The organism is Streptomyces sp. NPDC020958 (assembly GCF_055562175.1).
On the sequence record NZ_JBVHFU010000002.1, the window covers coordinates 243,154 to 260,230 of the forward strand.

The following is a 17,077-nucleotide window of genomic DNA, read 5'->3' on the forward strand; positions in this document are numbered from 1 at the left end:
TCTGACGCGCACCACGTGTCAAGTGGGTGGGACGGGAGTCTCATTATGTGAGCGAAGGGCATTTCCGCCTCCGAGCACCGCGGGCACACCACTGGTGTACACCCCCGCGCCGCCCCCTGCGAAGGCCGGCTCGGCCGGTGCGTGCGGGACCGGGTAGTGGCCGGAGCCGAGCGCCCGGCGCAGCCGGTACTCGTCCACCGGGCCGGAGAAGGCCATCCCCATGCCGTGGGTGCAGCCCATCGCGCGCAGCGCGGTGACCTGTTCGGGCAGGTCCACGCCCTCGGCGACGGACTGGAGGCCCAGGTCGCCGGCGATCCGCAGCAACCCGCTGGTGATCTTGTGCAGCCGGGGCGACTCGACGATCCCCTCGACCAGACCGCGGTCGAGTTTGAGCACGTCGACGGGGAGCTTCCGGAGCGCCGTGATCGCCGCGTAGCCGCTGCCGAAGCCGTCCAGCGCGATCCGGACGCCGTGCCTGCTGAGCGCGGTCAGCCGCCGCTCCAGCTCGTCCAGCGGGATCCTGGGGTCGGTGTCGGACAGTTCCAGGACCAGCGACCCGGAGGGCAGCCCGTGCCGGGTGAGCAGGGCCTCGACGGAGCCGAGCGGCGAGGACCGGTCGAGCAGCCGCCGGGCGCTCAGGCGCACGGCGACCGGCACCACCAGCCCGCCAGCGGCCCGCTCGGCGGCCTGTTCGACCGCCTGTTGGAAGATCCACCGGTCCAGTTCGGCGGTCTTGTCGCTGTCCTCGGCCGCCCTGAGGAACTCGGCGGGCGTGAACAGCACCCCCTGCGAGGAGCGCCAGCGCGCCTGCGCGGAGACCGATTCGATCCGGCCGTTCTCCAGGCACACCACGGGCTGGTGCAGCAGCGCGAACTCGCCGTCGTGCAGCGCGGCCCGCAGCCGGGTGGCCAGCTCCGCCTTGCGTACGACGTCCTGCTGCATCTGGGGCTTGTACAGCTCGACGCGGCCCTTCCCGGCCGACTTGGCGCGGTACATCGCCAGGTCGGCGTTGCGCAGCAACTCGCCCGCTCCGAGGCCCGGTTCGGCGAAGGCGACGCCGATGGACGCGTTGACACGGACATCGTTGCCGTCAATCAGGTACGGCTGGGAGAGGGTCACCCTGAGGCGGTCGGCGAGCTCCAGGATGTGCCGCTCCCGGGCACTGCGGTCACGGGTGCCGTCCCCGACGATCAGCGCCGCGAACTCGTCGCCGCCCAGCCGGGAGGCGGTGTCGCCCTGGCGGACCGCGTCCTGGAGTCTGCGCGCGGCCTGGACGAGCAGTTCGTCCCCGGCCTGGTGCCCGATCGTGTCGTTGACGGCCTTGAACCCGTCCAGGTCGATGAAGAGCACCGCCGTGTTCCTGAGGGCGGGGCCCCGGTCCGAGGAGCGGCGGCCGGACAGCGCCTGCTGGACACGCCGGGTGAACAGGGCGCGGTTGGGCAGGTCGGTGAGCGGGTCGTGCTCGGCGTTGTGCTGGAGCTGGGCCTGCAGCCGCACTCTCTCGGTGACGTCCCGGCTGTTGAAGATGAGGCCGCCGTGGTGCCGGTTGACGGTGGACTCGACATTGAGCCAGCCGCCCTCGCCGGACCGGAAACGGCACTCGATCCGGGTGGTCGGTTCCTCCTGCGGCCTGGCGGCGAGGAAGCGGCGCACCTCGTGCACCACGCAGCCGAGGTCCTCCGGGTGGATGAGGCTGGCCAGTTCCGAACCCACCAGGTCCTCGGCGGGCCGTCCGTAGACCCCGGCGGCGGCCGGGGAGACGTACCGGAGGATGCCGTTGGGCGCGGCGATCATGATGACGTCGCTGGAGCCCTGCACCAGGGAGCGGAAGTGGTTCTCCTGCTGGGCCAGTTCCTGGGTGAGGGTGATGTTGTCGAGCAGCATGATGCCCTGGCGCACGACGAGCGCGAGGACCACGCAGCCGGCGGTGATCAGGACCACGTGGTCCGGGCTGCGGCCGTCGAGGACGTTGTAGAGGATGCCCAGGGTGCACACGCCGGCGGCCAGGTACGGGGTGAGCGCGGCCAGGGAGCCGGTGATCGGGCGGCCGGCCGGGTAGCGGCTGTGATCCCCTCCCGGGGCGGGCGCGGACGGCTGCCTGGGCGCCGGGGCCCGCCCGCCGGGCACGTGCTCGTGGACGACGCGCGTGTGCCCTTCGGGCTCCTGGGCGCCCTGGGCCCGGGGCGCGGCCCAGGGGGCGTACGCCAGCAGCAGCGACCCGGCGAACCAGCCCGCGTCCAGCAGCTGACCCGAGCGGTAACTGCTGTGCAGGAGCGGCGAGGTGAACAGGGCGTCGCACATCACGGTCAGGGCGAGCGCGCCGATCGCGGTGTTCACCGCGGTGCGGTTGCCGGGCGAACGCCGGAAGTGCAGCGCGAGCACCATGCTGACCAGGACGATGTCCAGCAGCGGGTACGCCAGCGAGAGCGCGGTGTGCGCGACGCTGGGCCCGTCGAACCGGGCGGCCTGGGCGAGCGCGAGGCTCCAGGACAGGGTGAGCAGCGAACCGCCGATCAGCCAGGCGTCCAGGCCCAGGCAGATCCAGCCGGCCTTGGTCACGGGCCGCTTGGCCAGCACCAGCAGGCCCACGATGGCGGGCGGCGCGAAGCACAGGAAGAACAGGTCGGCGTAGCTGGGGCTGGGCACCGGCCGCTGGAGCACGACCTCGTACCATCCCCAGACCGCGTTGCCCAGGGCCGCCATCGCCGAGGAGAGGGAGAACAGCAGCCAGGCGGATCGAAAGCGGACCCGCGGGGAGCGGGCGTAGACGAAGCACGACACGGCGGCGGTGCCGGCGGCCGCGGTCAGACCGAAGTCGCCCATGAACAGGGCGAGCTGGTTCGAGCCCCAGTCGAACGCGGCGCCGACGGCGTAACCCGCGCAGATCAGGGCCAGGACGAGTTGGCGGACCATGCCGGTGCGGCCGCCGGCGGCCGGCGGACGGGGCTGCGTCATCCCTGCCGGAGGCTGTGCCCGCAGCGCTCCGGGGAGAGCGGTCGTCACAGACGTCGGCGCTGTCACCGGATCCTCCCGGCCCGCGCCGCTCCCGGGTGCCTCGGGTCCCGGTGCGCTGGACGGGGGTGCCGCCCGCGTGCGCTGTTCGTGTGCTGGTGATGGCTGGTGTGGTGGCTGATGTGGTGGCCGCGTCTGCGCGCAGCTGTGCGCCAGGGTCGCCGCCGGCGGCTCCGCCGCGTCGGATCGTTCGTCCATAGGCCGTGCATCGCCCGTCGCCCCCCTCACAAATCTGACATGTCCGTCCCCGGCGCCGAACGGCTCACGGCGCAGCCCCTGTCGGGACGATACACCAGTCTCGTCACTCAGGGACATAGCTTCTCTACGCTCCGTGACGATCAGCGACTATGCCCGCACGCACCGCGCCCGGGAGGTCGCGGACCGTGCCGGAAGCGGCTCGCGGGCGCGCTGCCGCGGGGGTCAGCCGGCCGCGGATCCCGTCGTGAGGATCACGTTGCGCAGCGGCTCGCGGTTCACGAACCGGTTCAACTGCTCGGTGACGAGTCGCTTCGCGCGGGGCAGGAAAGCCGAGGTGGGACCGCCGACATGAGGGCTGATCAGCACTCCGGGCGCCTGCCACAAGGGGTGTCCGGCCGGCAGCGGCTCGGGATCGGTGACGTCCAGGGCCGCGGTGATACGGCCGCTCTCCAGTTCGGCGAGCAGGGCCTTGGTGTCCACGACGGGCCCGCGCGCGACGTTCACGAGCAGTGCGCCGTCCTTCATCCGGGCGAGGAACTCGGCGCCGGCGAGGCCGCGTGTGGTGTCCGTGAGGGGCGTGGAAAGGATGACGACATCGGCTTCCGGAAGCAGATTCGGCAGTTCGGTGAGCGGATGCACGGGACCGCGCGCCGATGCGCGCCCGGAGCGCGCGACACGTGCCACCCGCGCAACCTCGAAGGGCACGAGCCGGTCCTCGATGGCCTCGCCGATGGCGCCGTAGCCGACGATGAGGACGTTGCGGTCGGCGAGGGCGGGGTGGAAGCCGCTCTGCCAGTGCTCCTGCTGCTGGGCCCGGACGAAGCCCGGGATGCCGCGCAGCGACGCCAGCGTCAGGGCGAGCGCCAGTTCGGCGGTGCTCGCCTCGTGCACTCCGCGCGCGTTGCACAACTGGACGCCGGGGACGATGAGGTCCTTCGCCGCGATCATGTCGTCGACGCCGGCGGTGAGGGTCTGGATGAGCCGGACGTTGCGCATCCCCCGAAGCGGACGCACCTTCACGGTCTGCCGCTTCATGTAGGGGACGACGTAGACGGCGCAGTCGGCGGGGTCACCGGGAAACTCCTGGCCACCGTCCCAGAACAGATAGTCGAGCCCCTCGGGCAGTTCGGTGAACTCGTCCGGCGGGATGGGCAGCCATGCGTCTTGAGTCATGGTCAGGAGGCTATGTCAGGGGCGTGAGCGCGCAGAGGTTAGGTTGGGGGTCCAAGAAGGAGGTTCACGGGCTGGTGGAGCGCAGGACGATCGGCGCGGGGGCGCTCGCGGTGGGGGCCGTCGGACTCGGGTGCATGCCGATGAGCTGGGCGTACAGCGGTTCGCGACAGCGGGGCGACGAGTCGGCGAGAGCGGTGCACCGGGCGCTGGACCTGGGCGTGACGCTGCTGGACACCGCGGACATGTACGGGCCGTTCACCAATGAGCTGCTGCTGGGCCGGGTGCTCAGGGAGCGGCGGGCCGAGGCCTTCGTGTCGACGAAGGTGGGGCTGCTGGTGGGCGACCAGCACATCGTGGCGAACGGCCGGCCCGGGTACGTGAAGCGGGCCTGCGACGCTTCGCTGCGCCGGCTCCAGACGGACGTCATAGACCTCTACCAGTTGCACCGTGCCGATCCCGAGGTCCCCGTCGAGGAGACCTGGGGCGCGATGGCGGAACTGGTGCAGGCGGGGAAGGTGCGCGCGCTGGGGTTGTGCGCCGTGGGGGCGCGCGGGGGGCGCAGGTCGGGGGCGCGGATGCACGACGCCACGTTGCGGCAGCTTCGGCGGGTGCAGCAGGTGTTTCCGGTGGCCGCGGTGCAGGCGGAGCTGTCGGTGTGGTCGCCGGAGGCGCTGGAGGCGTTGCTGCCGTGGTGCGCGGCGCGGGGCGTCGGCTTCCTCGCCGCGATGCCGCTGGGCAATGGTTTCCTCACCGGGACGCTCAGGCCGGGTGAGGGGTTCGAACCGGACGACCTGCGGGCCCGGCACCCCCGGTTCACGGCGGAGATGATGGCGGCGAACCAGCCGATCGTCGCGGGACTGCGCAGGGTCGCGGGGCGGCACGGGGATGAGGTCACCGCCGCTCAGGTGGCGCTGGCATGGGTGCTGGCGCAGGGGGCACATGTGGTGCCGGTGCCGGGGACGAAGCGGGGGCGGTGGGTGGCCGAGAACGCCGGGGCCGTGGAGGTGCGGCTGAGTGCGGAGGATCTTGCCGAGCTGGGGCGGTTGCCTGCTGCGCAGGGGTCGTGGGACTAGCGGTGCGACTGCCGGGGGCTGCCGGTGGTCCGGTGCGGCGCCGTCGTGGCTGGTCGCGTTCACGCGGCGGAGCCGCATGTCGACACCGCCCCGCGCCCCTTTGGGGCGCGCTGCACTAACGTCGGGCAGAGGGCTGCCGGAAGGACCGTGATCGTGCAACGTCGAGGTGTGACCGCTGTGTTGGCCGCGGCCGGGGTGCTGCTCGTCGGCGGGTGTTCCTCCGGGGGCGGGAGTGGTGGGGCGCCCACGGCGCCGTGGGCCGAGAGTGCCTCGCCCGGTGCGTCGGCCGGTGCGTCCGCCTCCGCGTCCGCCGAGGCCGTGGCACCCGCCACCGGGTCGGTCACGGTGGTGCGGACCGTCGCCCAGGGGCTGAAGTCGCCCTGGGGGCTCGCGGTGTTGCCGGACGGGGGCGGGCTGCTGGTATCCGACCGGGACGACGGGACGATCAGCAAGGTCGACGAGAGGACCGGGAAGATCACGGAGCTGGGCACGGTGTCGGGCGTGGCCGCCGCCGGTGAGGGCGGCCTGCTCGGTATCGCCCTCTCCCCCGGATTCGCCTCGGACCACATGATCTACGCCTACTTCACCTCGGCCTCCGACAACCGGATCGTGCGGATGCTGTGGGACGCGAACAAGCCGGCGGGAGAGCAGCTGGGCGCCCCCGACACGATCTTCAAGGGCATCCCCAAGGGATTCATTCACAACGGCGGCCGGATCGCCTTCGGCCCCGACGGCATGCTCTACGCCGGCACCGGCGAGAGCGGGCGGCGCGGTCTCGCCCAGGACAAGGGGTCACTGGGCGGGAAGATCCTGCGGCTGACCCCGGAGGGCGATCCGGCCCCCGGCAACCCGTTCCCGAACTCCCCCGTCTACACCTACGGCCACCGCAACGTGCAGGGTCTGGCCTGGGACGACGAACAGCGGCTGTTCGCCTCGGAGTTCGGCCAGGACACCTGGGACGAGCTGAACGCCGTCAAGCCCGGCGGAGACTACGGCTGGCCGAACGCGGAGGGCAGGTCCGGCGACCCGAAGTACGTGAACCCGATCGCCCAGTGGCACACCGACGACGCCTCCCCCAGCGGGATCGCCTACGTGAACGGGGTGATCTGGATGGCGGCCCTGAAGGGGCAGCGGCTGTGGCGTGTTCCGCTCCGCGGCACGACCGCGGCCGCCGCGCCGCAGGCCTTCCTCACCGGTGAGTACGGCCGGCTGCGGACGGTGGTGGCGGCGGGCGGCGACAAGCTGTGGCTGGTGACCAGCAACACGGACGGCCGGGGCAGGCCGAAGGCGGGCGACGACCGGATTCTCGAGCTGAAGGTGAAGTAGGCGGCGCCGCTCACCCCCTGTCGTCGCCGGCGGCGTCACCTGGGGCGTCACCGGAGTCCTCGGCGGGCTCCGCCTCGGGCTCCTCCTGGGAAAGGCGAATGACGACCTTGCCGGACGCGAGGTCTATCGGACCGCGTCCGGGATCCGTGTCCCCCACGTCCTCCCGGGTGAGTTCCAGCCGTTTCCGCTCGTCGTGCGTGTGCTTGCGGCCGGGTGCGAAGAGCTCGTCGAACATGTTGAACACGGTGCCTCCTGTGCCGGTCCCCCTACCTGGTCGGGTCGAGGGCCTCGACGGGGAACAACCCCAGTCTGTGGGCCACCGCCGCTGCCTCGCCCCTCCCTGCAACGCTCAGCTTGCCCAGAATGTTCGAGACGTGGACGCTCGCGGTCTTCGGGGATATGAACAGCTCCTCGGCGATCTGACGGTTGGTGCGCCCGGCCGAGACCAGGCGCAGTACGTCCCGCTCCCGGCTGGTGAGACCGAGGCTCTCGGCGGGGTCGAGGGCCCGGCCGGGGGTCTTTCCGGTGAGGGTGAGACGGGCGCGCTGGGCCAGCAGGGCGACGGCGTCCGCCAGCGGTCGGGCGCCCAGGTGCTCGGCGACCGCACCGGCCAGGCGGAGCAGTTCCCGGGCCCGCTCGCGCTCGTCGTCACCGGCGGCCTCTTCGAGCAGTGCCTGGGCGAGCCGGCGGCGGACCCGGGCAAGGTCGTAGGGGCGGTCCAGGGTCTCGAAGTCGGTGACCACGTCCGACCAGAGGGCGGCGGTGTCGGTGCCGTGGGCGCGATGCAGTTCGGCGCGGGTCCAGCGCTCGTACGCCTGCCAGACGGGCGCGCCGGTGGCGAGCTTGCGGACCGCTTCGGCGAGCCTGTCGAGGACCTCGGTGCGGCCGTCGGCGACCGCGGGCAGGGCACGGGCGTCGGCCTCGGCGGTGGCGGCGGCCAGCAGCACGGACCAGCCGTAGCGCTGGGTACCGGGCGGGAAGCCGCCCTCCAGGGCGCGGTGCAGTTCGGCGCGGGCGTCCAGGAGACGGCCTTCCCCGGCGGCGACGCCGATGGTGACGCGGGCCACCGGCAGCCACTGCTCGGGCATCGGGTCGTGGGTGCCGAGGTGGGCGCGGGCGACGGACAGCTGGCGGCCTGCCTCGGCGAGGTCGCCCCGGGCCAGGGCGAGATGGGCGAGGCGCAGGACGCTGGAGCCGCGGGGCTTGGCGCCGGCCGCGGAGCCGAGGGCGCCCGCCGCGGCCTCGGCGGCCTCCTCCCACTGCCCCAGTGTGTACAGGGAGTCGGAGAGGTTGTCCCAGATCCAGGCCTCCGGGTCCAGCAGCCCGAACCTGCGGGTGAAGGCCAGGCCCTCACGCAGCAGCGCCACCGCTTCCCGGGAACGGCCGACCGCCTCCAGTTCGGACGGCAGGTTCACATAGGCGCGGCCCGCGACATGCGCCACGCCTTCCTGGAGGGCGGCCTCCTTGACCCGGGCCATCTCCGTCAGCCCGGCCTCGACGTCGCCCGCGTCGACCATGAGGCCGCCGAGGGTGAGGCGCGCGTTGAGCTCGATCTCGCGGGCGCCCACCATCCGGGCGTACTCCACGGCCCGTTCCGCCGCGGCGAAGGCCTCCGGGCCCGGTTCGTGGAGCATGGACCAGGCGGCGACGTTGGCCAGCACGTCGGCGTGCACCTCGGAGGGCGGCAGACCGCGCACCAGGTCCTGGGCGGTGCCGAGTTCCTGCCAGCCGTCGCCCCGCGCCAAGGCCTGGACGAGCCGGGAGCGCTGCACCCAGAACCATGCCGCGCGCAGCTGGTCGCCCTCCTCCTCCAGGATCCGCAGCGCCTTCTTGGTGATCTTCAGGGCGCGTTCCCGCTCACCGCAGAAACGGCCCGCGACCGCCGCCTCCGCCATCAGGTCGAGGTAGCGCAACGGGGTGGTGGCCGGGTCGCAGCCGCAGGGCGGGTAGACGTCGGTGTAGTCGACGGGGCGCAGAGCGGCGCGGATCTCCTCGGGGGCGCTGTCCCACAGCTCCATCGCCCTTTCCAGCAGCCTCAGTTGCTCGCTGTAGGCGTGCCTGCGGCGGGCCACGACAGAGGCGTCGAGGACGGCGGGCAGCGCCTTGGCGGGATCGTGGGCCTGGTACCAGTAGCTGGCGAGGCGGGTCACCCGCGCGTCGGGCCGCACCAGGGTGGGGTCGGCCTCCAGGGCTTCGGCGTAGCGCCGGTTGAGCCGCGCGCGTTCGCCGGGCAGCAGGTCGTCGGCGACGGCCTCACGGACCAGGGAGTGCCGGAAGCGGTAGCCGTCGCCGGCCGGGGTGGGAGTGAGGATGTTGGCACCGACCGCGGCCCGCAGCGCCTCGATGAGGTCGTCCTCGGCGAGCCCGGCGACGGCCTCCAGCAGCCGGTACTCGACGGTGGAGCCGCCCTCGGCGACGACCCTGGCGACCCGCTGGGCGCTCTCCGGCAGCGCCTCGACGCGCACCAGGAGCAGGTCGCGCAGCGAGTCGGTGAGACCGGTGCGGCAGCTCTCGGCGCCGGCGACGGCGAGTTCCTCGACGAAGAAGGCGTTGCCGTCGGAGCGGTCGAAGATCTCGTCGACCCGGGCGGGGTCGGGTTCGGCAGCCAGGATGCCGGCGATCTGGCGGCCGACCTCCTCGCGGTTGAAGCGGGCGAGTTCGAGGCGGTGGACGGTGCGCAGCCGGTCGAGTTCGGCGAGCAGGGGGCGCAGCGGGTGGCGGCGGTGGATGTCGTCGGAGCGGTAGGTGGCGAGGACGACGAGCCGGCCGGTGCGCAGGGTGCGCAGCAGGTAGGCGAGGAGGTGGCGGGTGGAGGCGTCGGACCAGTGCAGGTCCTCCAGGACGAGGACCACGGTGCGGTCGGCGGCGATCCGCTCCAGGAGCCGGGCGGCGAGTTCGAAGAGGCGGGCGGTGCCCTGTTCGTCGTGGCGGCTGGTGGTGGCCTCGCCGAGTTCGGGCAGCAGCCGGGCCAGTTCCTCCTCATGGCCCGCGGCGGCCGCGGCCCATTCGTCGGGCAGGGCGGCCCGCAGGGTGCGCAGCGCGCTGGAGAAGGGGGCGAACGGCAGCCCGTCGGCCCCGATCTCCACGCAGCCGCCGAGCGCGACGACCGCGCCCCTGCGGCAGGCGGCCGTGGCGAACTCCTCGACCAGTCGGGTCTTGCCGACGCCGGCCTCGCCGCCGAGCAGCAGCGCCTGCGGCTCGGCGGCCCCGGCGCGGGTGAGCGCCTCGTCGAGGGCTCCCAACTCGTCGCTGCGGCCTACGAACACGGGACTCACGGACCTGGTCTCCACGGGCCAGAGCATCGCACGGGGCGTGGAGGGGACGGCAACGGTTTTCCACAGCGCCGGCGCGCTTGTCGTATGAGCCGATGACGAGGGGAGGTGCCGGCGGCCGACCCCCGTCCGGCCGCCGGCGGCTTCTCCCCCGGCCTGCGGGCGGGCGTCGCCGCCCGCCCGGGGCCCGGTCACGCCGTGCGGGGGAGCCGGCTCCCGCTCCGGCCGGCGGTATGGGACTCGGCCGGCTCCGCGGCGCCGCCGGCCGGCTCCGCGCGGCGGGCGGCGCGGCGGGAGCGGACGGCCACGCGGACGAGGCGGGCGTCGGCGGCCTGCCGGCGCAGTTCGGCGGACCGGATCTGGTGGAGTTCGTACGCGAACATGGCGGTTCCCTTGGATGAGGATTCGGTGGGGCTTCGCTTTCTGCGATGGCTCCACCCTCGTCTCCCAGGGGGGTGTGCCACATCGGGAGAGTTCCGCATCTTCGGGCGGCCGCGGGGGCCCGGGTACGCGTAAGGGGCCTCAGTGCGTCCGTAAGGTGCTTACGGACGCACTGAGGCCCCTGGTGAACTGCGCTTCCTCAGCCGGTCGAGGGCAGGGCGAGGAGTGCGTCGGAGTACTTGAGGACCGCCAGCAGCAGACCGATGACGCCGAGCGCGACACCCGCCCAGGCGACCGACTTGATCCACGGCGCCTGCGCCCGGCCCGGCGCGCCGAAGGCGGGCCTGACCAGCACCACGACGCCGGTGACCAGCGCGACCAGCGCGAACAGGCCGGCCCACAGCGCGGTGGTCTGCCACGCGTCGCCGTACACCTCCTTGACCTGCTTGGCGACGCTCGCGCTCGACGAGGTCTGCAGCTGGCCTATGAGGGTCTCGCGGGCCGCGGCGACCGTACCGATCCAGCCGCCCGTGAGGGAGACGAGGCCGAGCGCGACGGAGACCACGGCGCCGGCGCCCTGGCCGACGCCGGACGGACCCTGCGGCTCCTCCTCGACGAGGGCGGCCGGCCCCTCCTCGGTGAGGTCGTCGGACTCCTGCGCCTCCGGCTCGACGGCCTCCGCGGGGGCCTCGCTCCCGGTCCCCGCAGGTGCCTCGGCCGGAGCCTTCGTGGTGTCCACCGTCGCCTCTTCCGTCGCCGTCTCGTCGTTCTTCGCCTCGGCGCCGGTCCCGGCCCCGTCCACTGTCTTCGTTCCCATACCTCGCACCGTACGGACGCTGTCTGAGAGGTCTCTTAATGATCGGGCTGTGCGGTACGCGCGCGTGCCGCGCGCCACTCGGGGGCCAGCACCGACCAGACCTCGGTGTCCGTGCGCACGCCCCGGTGGGGGTGGTTCTCCCGCAGCACGCCGTCGCGGGTCATGCCCAGCCGCCGGGCCACGTTGATGCTCGCTTCGTTCGCCGACGACGCGTGCCACTCCACACGGTGCATGCCGCGCTCGTCAAACGCCCAGTCCAGAAGGATCCGCATGCCCCGGGTGGCCAGTCCGCGCCCGGCGGCCGCGGGCTCCAGCCAGCAGCCGGCCTCGCAGACGCCCGCCGCCGTGTCCCAGGTCCGGAACAGCAGCCCGCCGACGAGCCTCCCGTCCAGCCACACCCCGTGCAGGCTGCCGGCGTCGGCGGCCCGCTTGTCGGCGTAGGAGCGGAGGTAGGCGCGCGCGCCGTCCAGGTCCCGGATCACGTCGGCAAGGGCGATGTGCCGCCCGATGGACTCGCGCCCCCGGTCGATGTCCGCGAGCAGTTCCTCGGCGTGCCAGACCTCCAGGGGCCGCAGTTCGGCGCCGTCATCCAGGGATACCGCGTACATCCGGGCGTTGCTCCTTCTCTCCAGGGGGAAGGTGGCCGCCTCCGCCGGACAGCCCCTAGTCGAACTGGTCCCCGAGGGCCATCACCATGGTCCCCAGGATCATCAGCCAGAGGGCCACGCGGGTGCGGCCCCGGGCACCGAGCACCGACGCGAGGACGCAGACCACGGCGCCCAGGCCGTAGGCGGCCGGCACCAGGCCGGGCACCCCGCTCAGTCTCATCGAGGACGCGGTGACCCCCATCATGGCCAGCAGCACCCCGGTCACGGTGGCGATCCAGCGGGCCCGGCGGGCGTCCTCGACGACGACCTCGTCGTCCGCCGCCTGAGCTTCCGGCTTCCGCCGGCCAGCCTTGTCCGGCCCTTCGCCGACGACCGAAGCGGGGGCGTTGTTTGCCGGTTCGAATGAGCTCCTACGCATCGCCTACCACTACGAAGATCACAAGGAGCCCGTTCACCGATGTCCGAAACCGGGACCGCCGACGACCGGCCGACTGACCGTGCGTCGTCGGCCGCCGCGTCTGACGGGTACGGCCCCGCGGGCGCTGCCTGCGGGGCCGTACCGTGCGAACCGGTTCCCGAACCGGGTGCTCAGCCCTCGCTGACGCCGAGCTGTTCCAGGATCAGTTCCTTCACGCGGGCCGCGTCGGCCTGACCGCGGGTCGCCTTCATGACCGCGCCCACCAGGGCACCGGCCGCGGCCACCTTGCCGCCGCGGATCTTGTCGGCGATGCCGGGGTTGCCGGCGATGGCCTCCTCGACGGCCTTGCCGAGCGCGCCCTCGTCCGACACGACCTTGAGGCCGCGCTTGTCCACGACCTCGTCCGGGGTGCCCTCGCCCGCGAGGACGCCCTCGATGACCTGGCGGGCCAGCTTGTCGTTGAGGTCGCCCTTGGAGACCAGCTCGGTGACCCGGGCGACCTGCGCCGGGGTGATCGCCAGCTCGTCCAGCGAGGTGCCGGACTCGTTGGCGCTGCGCGCCAGTTCGCCCATCCACCACTTGCGTGCGGAGGCCGCGTCGGCACCCGCGTCGATGGTGGCGACGATCAGGTCCAGCGCGCCGGCGTTCTGGATGGCCTGCATCTCGACCGCCGACACGCCCCACTCGGCCAGCAGCCGGGTACGGCGGGCCAGCGGCAGCTCGGGCAGCGCCGAGCGGATCTTCTCGACCCACTCGCGCGAGGGCGCCACGGGAACCAGGTCCGGCTCCGGGAAGTACCGGTAGTCCTCGGCCTCCTCCTTCACGCGGCCCGAGGTCGTCGACCCGGTGTCCTCGTGGAAGTGCCGGGTCTCCTGGACGATCGTCCCGCCGCCGCTCAGCACGGCCGCGTGCCGCATGATCTCGAAGCGGGCCGCACGCTCCACGGACCGCAGCGAGTTCACGTTCTTCGTCTCGGAACGGGTACCGAACTTCTCGGTGCCGTGCGGCCGCAGCGACAGGTTCACGTCGCAGCGCATCTGGCCCATCTCCATGCGGGCCTCGGACACACCGAGGGCCCGGATGACCTCGCGCAGCTCACGGACGTACGCCCGCGCCACCTCGGGGGCACGCTCGCCCGCGCCCTCGATCGGCTTGGTGACGATCTCGATGAGCGGGATGCCGGCGCGGTTGTAGTCGAGCAGCGAGTGCGAGGCGCCGTGGATACGGCCCGTCGCACCACCCACGTGGGTGGACTTGCCGGTGTCCTCCTCCATGTGGGCGCGCTCGATCTCCACGCGGAAGGTCTCGCCGTCCTCCAGCTGCACGTCGAGGTAGCCGTTGAAGGCGATCGGCTCGTCGTACTGGGAGGTCTGGAAGTTCTTCGGCATGTCCGGATAGAAGTAGTTCTTCCGGGCGAAGCGGCACCACTCGGCGATCTCGCAGTTCAGCGCGAGACCGATCTTGATCGCGGACTCGACCCCGGTCGCGTTGACGACCGGGAGCGCGCCGGGCAGGCCGAGGCAGGTCGGGCAGGTCTGCGAGTTGGGCTCGGCGCCCAGCTCGGTCGAACAGCCGCAGAACATCTTGGTCCTGGTGCCGAGTTCGACATGGACCTCAAGGCCCATGACGGGGTCGTACGACGCCAGCGCGTCCTCGTACGGCACCAGGTCGGTCGTGGTGGTCACGGTGAAACTTCCCTCTCAGCCCAGCAGGACGTCGTCGTCGCCCAGCCGCTTCAGCTCGCGGTAGAGGATCGCGAGGCCGGTCACGATCGCCACGGCGGAGACCGTGGCGTCGATCAGCCGGAGCGTGTCGTGCTCGGCGCGGGCCTTCTTGATCTGCTTGGCGACACTCACCGCGCCGAACGCGGTGGTGGCCATGGACAGGTACGTGCCGGACTTCGACTTCTTGAAGCCCTTGGCCTTCGACAGTGCGTTGCTCACAGCGACGGTGCCTCCTCAAGCAGCGGGTGGCCCCACCTTTCCACGAAGGCGGCCTCGACAGCGGCTCCGACCTTGTAAAGACGGTCGTCCTTGAGCGCCGGGGCGATGATCTGCAGGCCCACCGGGAGGTTGTCCTCCGGGGCGAGACCGCAGGGCAGCGACATCGCCGCGTTGCCCGCGAGGTTCGTCGGGATGGTGCACAGGTCGGCCAGGTACATCGCCATCGGGTCGTCGGCGCGCTCGCCGATCGCGAAGGCGGTGGTCGGCGTCGTGGGCGACACGATGACGTCCACCTGCTCGAAGGCCTTCTCGAAGTCGCGCGTGATGAGCGTGCGGACCTTCTGGGCGGAGCCGTAGTAGGCGTCGTAGTAGCCGCTCGACAGAGCGTAGGTGCCGAGCATGATGCGGCGCTTCACCTCGGGGCCGAAGCCCGCCTCCCGGGTGAGCGAGGTGACCTCCTCGGCGGAGTGCGAGCCGTCGTCGCCGACCCGCAGGCCGTAGCGCAGGCCGTCGAAGCGGGCGAGGTTGCTCGAACACTCGCTCGGCGCGATCAGGTAGTACGCGGAGAGCGCGAGGTCGAAGGACGGGCAGTCCAGCTCGACGATCTCGGCGCCCAGCTCCTTGAGGAGGGCGACGGACTCGTCGAAGCGCTGGATGACGCCGGCCTGGTAGCCCTCGCCGCGGAACTGCTTGACGACGCCGACGCGCATGCCCTCGACGCTGCCGTTGCGGGCGGCCTCGACGACCGGGGGGACCGGGGCGTCGATGGAGGTGGAGTCGAGCGGGTCGTGTCCGGCGATGACCTCGTGCAGGAGCGCCGCGTCCAGGACCGTACGGGCGCACGGGCCGCCCTGGTCCAGGGAGCTGGAGAAGGCGACCATGCCGTACCTCGACACCGCGCCGTACGTCGGCTTCACGCCGACCGTGCCGGTGACGGCGGCCGGCTGGCGGATGGAGCCGCCGGTGTCGGTGCCGATGGCGAGCGGGGCCTGGAAGGAGGCGAGGGCCGCGGACGAACCGCCACCCGAGCCACCGGGGATCTTGGTGAGGTCCCAGGGGTTGCCGGTCGGGCCGTACGCGCTGTTCTCGGTGCTGGACCCCATGGCGAACTCGTCCATGTTGGTCTTGCCGAGGATGACGACGTCGGCGGCCTTGAGACGCTTGGTGAGGGTGGCGTCGTACGGCGGGATCCACCCCTCCAGGATCTTCGAGCCGACGGTGGTCGGGATGCCCTCGGTGGTGAAGATGTCCTTGAGGGCGAGCGGGACGCCGGCCAGCGGGCCGAGCCGCTCGCCTCGGGCCTTCTTCTCGTCGACGGCACGGGCCTGTGCCAGGGCGCCCTCGCGGTCGACGTGCAGGAAGGCGTGCACCTTCTCGTCGACGGCCTCGATGCGGGCGAGGTGGGCCTCGGTGACCTGCACGGCGGTGAGCTCGCCGGAGGCGATCTTCGCGGCGGTCTCGGCGGCCGTGAGCTTGATGATGTCCGTCATGGCTGTCTAGTCCTCCCCCAGGATCTGCGGCACCTTGAAACGCTGCTGCTCCTGGGCCGGGGCGCCGGAGAGCGCCTGCTCGGGGGTGAGCGAGGGACGGACCTCGTCCGCGCGCATGACGTTCGTCAGCGGCAGCGGGTGCGAGGTCGGCGGTACGTCTTGGTCGGCGACCTCGCTGACGCGGGCGACCGCGCCGATGATGTCGTCCAGCTGTCCCGCGAAGTGTTCGAGCTCTTCGGGCTTCAGCTCCAGACGCGCCAGCCGGGCGAGGTGGGCGACCTCCTCGCGCGTGATGCCAGGCATGCAGCGTTCCTCTGGGGTGAGTGTGTGCGGTTTGGAGCCAATCCTATGGGGCGGGGCCCGGTGGCTGTTAAACGGTTTGGCCGGGCCCCGTATCCATCGGGTTTCGGTGGCGTTTCTCCCAGGCCGTACTGCGCAGGAAGTGGTTGTCGTACAGCTCCTGCGTCTCCAGGAGGCTCTCCGGGGTGGCCTCGCCGAGGCGCAGGCGCTGGAGGTGGCGGAAGTACTCGAAGCGCTCCACGCCCGGGGTGATGACGACCAGGAGGTCCGCGGTGCTGCCGGGGACGGCGGCGAAGGCGTGCGGCCTGCCGGGCGGGACGACGACCAGGTCGCCGCGTTCGGCGGTGACGACGTCGTCGCCGGAGAGCAGTTCGGCGGCGCCGTCGAGCAGGTAGAACAGCTCGGCGGAGGTGCGGTGCAGGTGCGGTACGGCGCCGTCGGCGCCCTCGCCGAGCGTGACGCGGACGGTGGAGAGCGCGCCGCCGGTGGCGCTGCTGTCGGCGAGCAGCCGGACCCGGGTCGGCTCACCGCCGACCATCTCGGCGGCGGCCTCCCGCACGATCACGGACTCGTCGAATTTCGGTACGAACAACGACATCGTGGAACCCCCGGTCGGTGGCGGCGCGACGAGCGGTCAGACGAGGAACAGCAGGGCGGCGCTGATCAGGATGATGATCGCGGTGGCGAAGTGGATCCCGTAGGCGACCGCCTTCGCCCCGCCGTTGCGGAGCACGTTCACCGTGTCCCCGAGCGGTACGAGTGCCACGCCGAGCATGAACCAGGCCTCGGCGTGCGCCCCGGCGAAGGCCAGCAGCAGGAGCCCCACGACTCCGTACGTGCCGTCCCTGAGGCCCTTGATCGAGAGGTAGGCGCCGACGTCGCCCTCGGGGTCGGCCGGCACGCCGTAGCCGGCGGCGGCGGGGCCCGGCTGGCACAGGAACCGGTAGCCGAGGAACAGGCAGAACAGGTCGAGCAGGATGGCGAGGGTGTACGCGGTGACGGTCATGGTCTCCCCCTGAGAGATTTTCTAGCAGTGCTAGGACTGATAGCGAAGCTAGCAGAGCAT

16 protein-coding genes are annotated in these 17,077 nt (G+C 72.2%); 2 read left to right on the top strand and 14 right to left on the bottom strand.

Going from position 1 to position 17,077, the window contains the following annotated elements; genetic code table 11:
• Positions 1–18: 18 nt before the first annotated feature.
• Together ACZ3KP_RS06965 and ACZ3KP_RS06970 are read right to left on the bottom strand one after the other, a co-directional pair.
• The gene (locus tag ACZ3KP_RS06965; RefSeq protein ID WP_467497064.1) at positions 19–3,021 is read right to left on the bottom strand and encodes a putative bifunctional diguanylate cyclase/phosphodiesterase; all 3,003 of its coding nucleotides are present in this window, start codon (positions 3,019–3,021) and stop codon (positions 19–21) included.
• A gap of 411 nt (positions 3,022–3,432) precedes the next feature.
• Positions 3,433–4,383 carry a 2-hydroxyacid dehydrogenase gene (locus ACZ3KP_RS06970; protein WP_467497066.1) on the bottom strand — a complete coding sequence of 317 codons (951 nt, stop codon included), beginning with the start codon at positions 4,381–4,383 and terminating at the stop codon, positions 3,433–3,435.
• Positions 4,384–4,457: 74 nt separating this feature from the next.
• Here ACZ3KP_RS06970 and ACZ3KP_RS06975 point away from each other — a divergent pair, with 74 nt between their 5' ends.
• Both ACZ3KP_RS06975 and ACZ3KP_RS06980 read left to right on the top strand, forming a co-directional pair.
• A complete protein-coding gene (locus ACZ3KP_RS06975) occupies positions 4,458–5,456 on the top strand; it encodes an aldo/keto reductase (protein ID WP_467497068.1) in 999 nt (332 codons plus the stop codon).
• 168 nt (positions 5,457–5,624) lie between these two features.
• Positions 5,625–6,782, top strand: a complete 1,158-nt coding sequence (locus ACZ3KP_RS06980) for a PQQ-dependent sugar dehydrogenase (protein ID WP_467497070.1) — start codon at positions 5,625–5,627, stop codon at positions 6,780–6,782.
• A 10-nt stretch (positions 6,783–6,792) separates the two neighbouring features.
• Here the strand turns inward: ACZ3KP_RS06980 and ACZ3KP_RS06985 are convergent, their stop codons facing one another.
• The 12 genes from ACZ3KP_RS06985 to ACZ3KP_RS07040 form a co-directional block, all read right to left on the bottom strand.
• Entirely contained in the window at positions 6,793–7,017 is a 225-nt protein-coding gene (locus tag ACZ3KP_RS06985) for a DUF6191 domain-containing protein (protein WP_467497072.1), read from the bottom strand.
• 31 nt (positions 7,018–7,048) lie between these two features.
• Entirely contained in the window at positions 7,049–10,084 is a 3,036-nt protein-coding gene (locus ACZ3KP_RS06990) for a helix-turn-helix transcriptional regulator (RefSeq protein ID WP_467497074.1), read from the bottom strand.
• A gap of 161 nt (positions 10,085–10,245) precedes the next feature.
• The gene (locus ACZ3KP_RS06995) at positions 10,246–10,437 is read right to left on the bottom strand and encodes a hypothetical protein (RefSeq protein WP_467497076.1); all 192 of its coding nucleotides are present in this window, start codon (positions 10,435–10,437) and stop codon (positions 10,246–10,248) included.
• A 197-nt stretch (positions 10,438–10,634) separates the two neighbouring features.
• Positions 10,635–11,252: a hypothetical protein gene (locus tag ACZ3KP_RS07000; RefSeq protein ID WP_467497078.1), complete on the bottom strand. Its 618-nt coding sequence runs from the start codon at positions 11,250–11,252 to the stop codon at positions 10,635–10,637.
• Between the two features lie 35 nt (positions 11,253–11,287).
• On the bottom strand, positions 11,288–11,860 hold the full coding sequence (locus ACZ3KP_RS07005; protein WP_467497080.1) for a GNAT family N-acetyltransferase: 573 nt from the start codon (positions 11,858–11,860) through the stop codon (positions 11,288–11,290).
• 55 nt (positions 11,861–11,915) lie between these two features.
• Positions 11,916–12,278, bottom strand: a complete 363-nt coding sequence (locus ACZ3KP_RS07010) for a hypothetical protein (protein ID WP_467497082.1) — start codon at positions 12,276–12,278, stop codon at positions 11,916–11,918.
• A 170-nt stretch (positions 12,279–12,448) separates the two neighbouring features.
• Positions 12,449–13,963, bottom strand: a complete 1,515-nt coding sequence (gatB, locus tag ACZ3KP_RS07015; RefSeq protein WP_467497084.1) for an Asp-tRNA(Asn)/Glu-tRNA(Gln) amidotransferase subunit GatB — start codon at positions 13,961–13,963, stop codon at positions 12,449–12,451.
• Between the two features lie 15 nt (positions 13,964–13,978).
• Positions 13,979–14,221 carry a hypothetical protein gene (locus ACZ3KP_RS07020; protein WP_046726919.1) on the bottom strand — a complete coding sequence of 81 codons (243 nt, stop codon included), beginning with the start codon at positions 14,219–14,221 and terminating at the stop codon, positions 13,979–13,981.
• On the bottom strand, positions 14,218–15,711 hold the full coding sequence (gene gatA, locus ACZ3KP_RS07025) for an Asp-tRNA(Asn)/Glu-tRNA(Gln) amidotransferase subunit GatA (RefSeq protein WP_358974831.1): 1,494 nt from the start codon (positions 15,709–15,711) through the stop codon (positions 14,218–14,220). The genes ACZ3KP_RS07020 and gatA overlap by 4 nt, the downstream gene beginning before the upstream one ends.
• Positions 15,712–15,717: 6 nt before the next feature.
• Positions 15,718–16,014 (bottom strand): Asp-tRNA(Asn)/Glu-tRNA(Gln) amidotransferase subunit GatC, encoded by a 297-nt coding sequence (gatC, locus tag ACZ3KP_RS07030; RefSeq protein WP_007384860.1) that lies wholly within the window; start codon positions 16,012–16,014, stop codon positions 15,718–15,720.
• Between the two features lie 67 nt (positions 16,015–16,081).
• The gene (locus ACZ3KP_RS07035) at positions 16,082–16,609 is read right to left on the bottom strand and encodes a cupin domain-containing protein (RefSeq protein ID WP_467497087.1); all 528 of its coding nucleotides are present in this window, start codon (positions 16,607–16,609) and stop codon (positions 16,082–16,084) included.
• A gap of 36 nt (positions 16,610–16,645) precedes the next feature.
• Positions 16,646–17,017, bottom strand: coding sequence for a DUF4267 domain-containing protein (locus tag ACZ3KP_RS07040; RefSeq protein ID WP_467497089.1), 372 nt, complete (start codon positions 17,015–17,017; stop codon positions 16,646–16,648).
• Between the last annotated feature and the right edge of the window lie 60 nt (positions 17,018–17,077).

Excerpts from the sequence above, each read along its gene's own strand:
- ACZ3KP_RS06970 (WP_467497066.1), bottom strand. The coding sequence starts at position 4,383 with ATGACTCAAGACGCATGGCTGCCCATCCCGCCGGACGAGTTCACCGAA.
- ACZ3KP_RS06985 (WP_467497072.1), bottom strand. The coding sequence starts at position 7,017 with ATGTTCGACGAGCTCTTCGCACCCGGCCGCAAGCACACGCACGACGAG.
- ACZ3KP_RS06990 (WP_467497074.1), bottom strand. The coding sequence starts at position 10,084 with ATGCTCTGGCCCGTGGAGACCAGGTCCGTGAGTCCCGTGTTCGTAGGC.
- ACZ3KP_RS06995 (WP_467497076.1), bottom strand. The coding sequence starts at position 10,437 with ATGTTCGCGTACGAACTCCACCAGATCCGGTCCGCCGAACTGCGCCGG.
- ACZ3KP_RS07000 (WP_467497078.1), bottom strand. The coding sequence starts at position 11,252 with ATGGGAACGAAGACAGTGGACGGGGCCGGGACCGGCGCCGAGGCGAAG.
- ACZ3KP_RS07005 (WP_467497080.1), bottom strand. The coding sequence starts at position 11,860 with ATGTACGCGGTATCCCTGGATGACGGCGCCGAACTGCGGCCCCTGGAG.
- ACZ3KP_RS07010 (WP_467497082.1), bottom strand. The coding sequence starts at position 12,278 with ATGCGTAGGAGCTCATTCGAACCGGCAAACAACGCCCCCGCTTCGGTC.
- gatA (WP_358974831.1), bottom strand. The coding sequence starts at position 15,711 with ATGACGGACATCATCAAGCTCACGGCCGCCGAGACCGCCGCGAAGATC.
- gatC (WP_007384860.1), bottom strand. The coding sequence starts at position 16,014 with ATGCCTGGCATCACGCGCGAGGAGGTCGCCCACCTCGCCCGGCTGGCG.
- ACZ3KP_RS07035 (WP_467497087.1), bottom strand. The coding sequence starts at position 16,609 with ATGTCGTTGTTCGTACCGAAATTCGACGAGTCCGTGATCGTGCGGGAG.
- ACZ3KP_RS07040 (WP_467497089.1), bottom strand. The coding sequence starts at position 17,017 with ATGACCGTCACCGCGTACACCCTCGCCATCCTGCTCGACCTGTTCTGC.